Below are 3,637 nucleotides of genomic sequence, written 5' to 3'. Positions count from 1 at the left end.
CCCCCGCACCCTTCGGAACCCCTTCCCCACCAGCGGAGTGAACACCATGGATGACACGACCAAAACGGCCCTGGTGACCGGCCTCGCCACCGGTTACCTGCTGGGCCGGACGAAGAAGGCCCGGATCGCCTTCGCCGTCGCCACCTACGTCGCGGGCCGCCGTTTCGGGCTGAATCCCAGGGACCTGGCCGCACAGGGCGTGCGCAAACTGCGGGAGAACCCGCAGTTCGCCGAATTGGGCGACCGCGTGAGCGGGGACCTGGTGGACGCCGGCCGGGCCGCCGCCGTCGCCGCCGTGAGCCGACGCCTGGGCAGCCTGACCGAGACCCTGCAGGAGCGCAACGCCGCGCTGCGGGCCGCCGCCGGCGGCCCTCCTTCCGGCCGGGAGGAGCCCGAGGAGGAACCGGAGGAGGACGAGGAGAGCGAGGAGCCCGAGGAGGGCGAGGAGCCGGAGGAGGAGCCCGAGCCGGAAGAGGAGGACGAGGAGCCGGAGGAGGAACCCGAGCCGGAAGAGGAGGACGAGGAGCCGGAGGAGGAGAAACCCGAGCCCTCTCCCCGCGCCGGGGGCGGGAAGGCGAAAAAGCGGGACGGAGGCCGCAGGAGCCCGGCGAAGAAAGCTCCTGCCAAGAAGACGGCGGCCGGGAAAACCACCTCGAAGAAGAGCACTGCCAAGAAAGCCGCGGCCAAGAAGAGCACTGCCAAGAAGAGCACGGCCAAGAAAACCGCGCGGAAAACCACCCGCTCGTCGACATCGGGCTCCCGGGGCCGGAGGTAGGGGACCATGGCGAACACCGATCGAAAGCCCGACATCTCGGACCTGGGAGCGAGCCTGGAGCGGCTGCGCGGGGAGTTGGGGGAACTCGCGACCACCGGCGCCCGGGTCCTGGTGGAGAGTGCCATCGGAAAAGTGACAGAACTGGCCGAAAACGCCGGGAAGTCCGGCGGTATCGCCGGAGCCCTGCCGAAGGCGGGAGCGAAGATGCTCGGCGGCGAATCCCCGGGCAAGGCATTGTTGGGCGCCGGCGGCGAGAAAATCGGGGAAAGCGTCCGCGGCGGGGTGAAGAAACTCTTCGGCGGGGGCGGGGGCGGAAGCGGGAATCCCAAGGTGATCAACATCGTTGAGGTTCTCGACATCGGCGTCCCGCTGCGCACCTGCTACAACCACTGGACGATGTACCGGAATTTCGGCGACTTCACCAAGGGCGTGCAGTCGGTCGATCCCTCCGACGAGGTGACCAGCGACTGGAAGCTCAAGATCGCTTTCTCCAACCGGAGCTGGAAGGCCACGGTCCGGGAACAGATCCCCGACGAACGGATCCGGTGGACCACGGAGGGCCCCAAGGGGACCACGCGCGGCGTGGTGAGTTTCCACGAGCTCGCCCCTTCCCTGACCCGGGTGGTCGTGGTGGTCGAGTACCAGCCCTCGGGCTTCTTCGAGAAGACGGGCAATCTCTGGCGCGCCCAGGGGCGGCGCCTGCGCCTGGACCTCAAGCACTTCCAGCGTTACGTGTCCGTGGCGGCGGAGGAGGAGCCGGAGGGGTGGCGCGGCGAGATCCGTGACGGCGAGGTCGTCCGGGACCACGACGAGGTCGTCGCCGAGGAGTCGGACGAGAACGGGGAGGACCAGCCGGAGAACGAGGAGGAGGAAGAGGAGGAGAACCCCGAGGACGAAGAGGACGGCGAGGACGAAGAGGACGAGGACGAAGAGGACGAGGACGAGTACCCCGAGGACGAGGAGGAGTACGACGAAGAGGACGAAGAGGACGAAGAGGAGGAGGACGGCGAGGACTCCGGGAGGCGCCGGTGAGCGCCCTGCCGGCGGCGGCCGACCCGTACGACTTCCCCGGGGACCCCGGCCCCCCGCGCACGGCCAACCTCGCGGACATCCTGGAACGCGTCCTGGACAAGGGCATCGTGATCGCGGGGGACATCAGGATCGACCTCCTCGACATCGAGCTGCTCACCATCCGGTTGCGGCTGTTCGTCTCGTCGGTGGACACCGCGAAACGGGCGGGAATCGACTGGTGGGAGACCGACCCCTCCCTTTCGGGGCGGGCCGCCAGGGACGCGCTCGCCGAGGAGAACCGCATGCTGCGCGAACGCATCGCCGAGGTGGAGGCCGAACTCCCCACCGCCACCACCTCCGGACGGCGGGCGGCGTCCCCCACCGGGGAAAGGCGGGGACGGTGATCGGCTCCTGTGGTGGGACCACGTCGGCCCCCGTCCCTTCGCCGCCGGGCGATGGGGCGGGGACGACCGTGCTGCACGCGTTCGCCGTCTGTCGCCCCCTCCCCCTTCCCCACCTGGCCGAGGTGGGGGGATTGTCCTCCGCTCCCGTGCGAACGCTGCGGGTGGGGGAGCTGGCCCTGGTGGTGCAGGAGGTTCCGGCCGAGTCGTTCACCGAGGAGGCACTCCGCGAACGGCTCTCCGTCCGTGCGGAGTTGGAACGCTGCGCCCGGGCACATCACGAGGTGGTCGCGGCGGCCGCGCGTTCCACGACGGTGGTGCCGTTGCCGATGGCCACCGTTCACGCCGGCGCCGCGCGGGCCCGCGCGGCGGTGGCGGAGCGGGCCGGACCATTGCTCGCCGCCCTGGACCGGTTGGAGGGACGGGCCGAATGGGGGGTCAAGGTGTACATCGGTCCTCCCGGGCCCGGGGGGACGGCGGAGCGGGACCGCCGCTCCCCCACCGGGCCGAACCCTCCCGGGGCCGCGGAGGGGACCGGGGGCCTGGCGTACCTCGAACGCCTGAGAGCCCGTCGACGGAGCGAGGAGGAGCGGGACTCCCTGGTGCTGCGGGTGGTGGAACGGGTCCGGGCCGAGGCCGCGCGGGTGGCGGTGGCGACCCGCCCCCTACGCGTCCACGGTGTGGAGGTCACTGGACGGGAACACCGTCAGGTGCTCAACCTCGCCTGCCTGGTGGAGGCCGGGCGCGGCCGGGAGCTCGTCGCCCGGGTCACGGCGCCGGACCGCCGCACCGACCCCGGGGCCCGGGTACGGGTGGAGGCCACCGGACCGTGGGTGCCGTACTCGTTCGCCGGGGAGGTCGTCGATGAGGGACGGTGACCGGCTCCCGGCCCCGGGCGAGGAGATGCCGGCCCCCATCGGGGTGCCACTGGTGGACCTGTTGGACCGGGTGCTGGCGACCGGGGTGGTGATCGGCGGGGACATCGTCGTGGCCATCGCCGAGGTTCCGCTGGTGCGGCTCTCCCTGCACGCCCTGCTCTCCTCGGTGGGAGGCCGGGTGGCGTCCCCGTTCGGGGACGTCCCCGGCTGCGGGGAGGAACCGTGGACACGGTGAACGGGACGCGGCCGCCGGGAGGGCCGGCGATCGTCGGTGCCGGGGATCCGGAGGACGCCGCCCGCGATCTGGTGGCCCTGGTCCTGACCGTGGTGGAACTGCTGCGCCAATTGGTGGAGCGGCAGGCCCTCCGCCGCGTGGAGGAGGGCGACCTGTCGGACGACCGGGTGGAACGGATCGGCACCACCCTGATGCTGTTGGACCGGCGGATGACCGAGTTGCGCGAACACTTCGGGCTGCGCCCCGAGGATCTGAACATCGACCTGGGCCCGCTGGGAACCCTGCTCCCCGTGGAGTGAGGGGGACGCGGGGCGCTCCCGAAGGGGGCCGGGATGTC

6 protein-coding genes are annotated in these 3,637 nt (G+C 71.4%); all 6 read left to right on the top strand.

The features are described from left to right. A partial coding sequence (locus tag FOE67_RS19895) for a histone protein (protein WP_323385101.1) occupies positions 1-775 on the top strand: 775 nt, incomplete at its 5' end. 6 nt (positions 776-781) lie between these two features. Then, positions 782-1,807 (top strand): SRPBCC family protein, encoded by a 1,026-nt coding sequence (locus FOE67_RS19890; RefSeq protein WP_182666206.1) that lies wholly within the window; start codon positions 782-784, stop codon positions 1,805-1,807. 5 nt (positions 1,808-1,812) lie between these two features. Beyond that, on the top strand, positions 1,813-2,190 hold the full coding sequence (locus tag FOE67_RS19885; RefSeq protein WP_228474073.1) for a gas vesicle protein: 378 nt from the start codon (positions 1,813-1,815) through the stop codon (positions 2,188-2,190). Positions 2,191-2,258: 68 nt separating this feature from the next. Continuing rightward, on the top strand, positions 2,259-3,065 hold the full coding sequence (locus tag FOE67_RS19880) for a GvpL/GvpF family gas vesicle protein (protein ID WP_182666205.1): 807 nt from the start codon (positions 2,259-2,261) through the stop codon (positions 3,063-3,065). Further along, a complete protein-coding gene (locus FOE67_RS19875) occupies positions 3,052-3,300 on the top strand; it encodes a gas vesicle protein (RefSeq protein WP_182666204.1) in 249 nt (82 codons plus the stop codon). The genes FOE67_RS19880 and FOE67_RS19875 overlap by 14 nt, the downstream gene beginning before the upstream one ends. Next, the gene (locus tag FOE67_RS19870) at positions 3,297-3,599 is read left to right on the top strand and encodes a gas vesicle protein K (RefSeq protein ID WP_438874261.1); all 303 of its coding nucleotides are present in this window, start codon (positions 3,297-3,299) and stop codon (positions 3,597-3,599) included. Before FOE67_RS19875 ends, FOE67_RS19870 begins: the two co-directional genes overlap by 4 nt. Positions 3,600-3,637: the final 38 nt, after the last annotated feature.

Origin of the sequence: Streptomyces calidiresistens, assembly GCF_014141525.1 — a bacterium.
GTDB classification, from domain to species: Bacteria; Actinomycetota; Actinomycetes; order Streptomycetales; family Streptomycetaceae; genus Streptomyces; species Streptomyces calidiresistens.
This window is presented reverse-complemented; position numbering and strand designations above follow the sequence as displayed.

What these genes read in the sequence shown, in the direction of transcription:
- FOE67_RS19875 (WP_182666204.1), top strand. Translation starts at nt 3,052, where the DNA reads ATGAGGGACGGTGACCGGCTCCCGGCCCCGGGCGAGGAGATGCCGGCC.
- FOE67_RS19890 (WP_182666206.1), top strand. Translation starts at nt 782, where the DNA reads ATGGCGAACACCGATCGAAAGCCCGACATCTCGGACCTGGGAGCGAGC.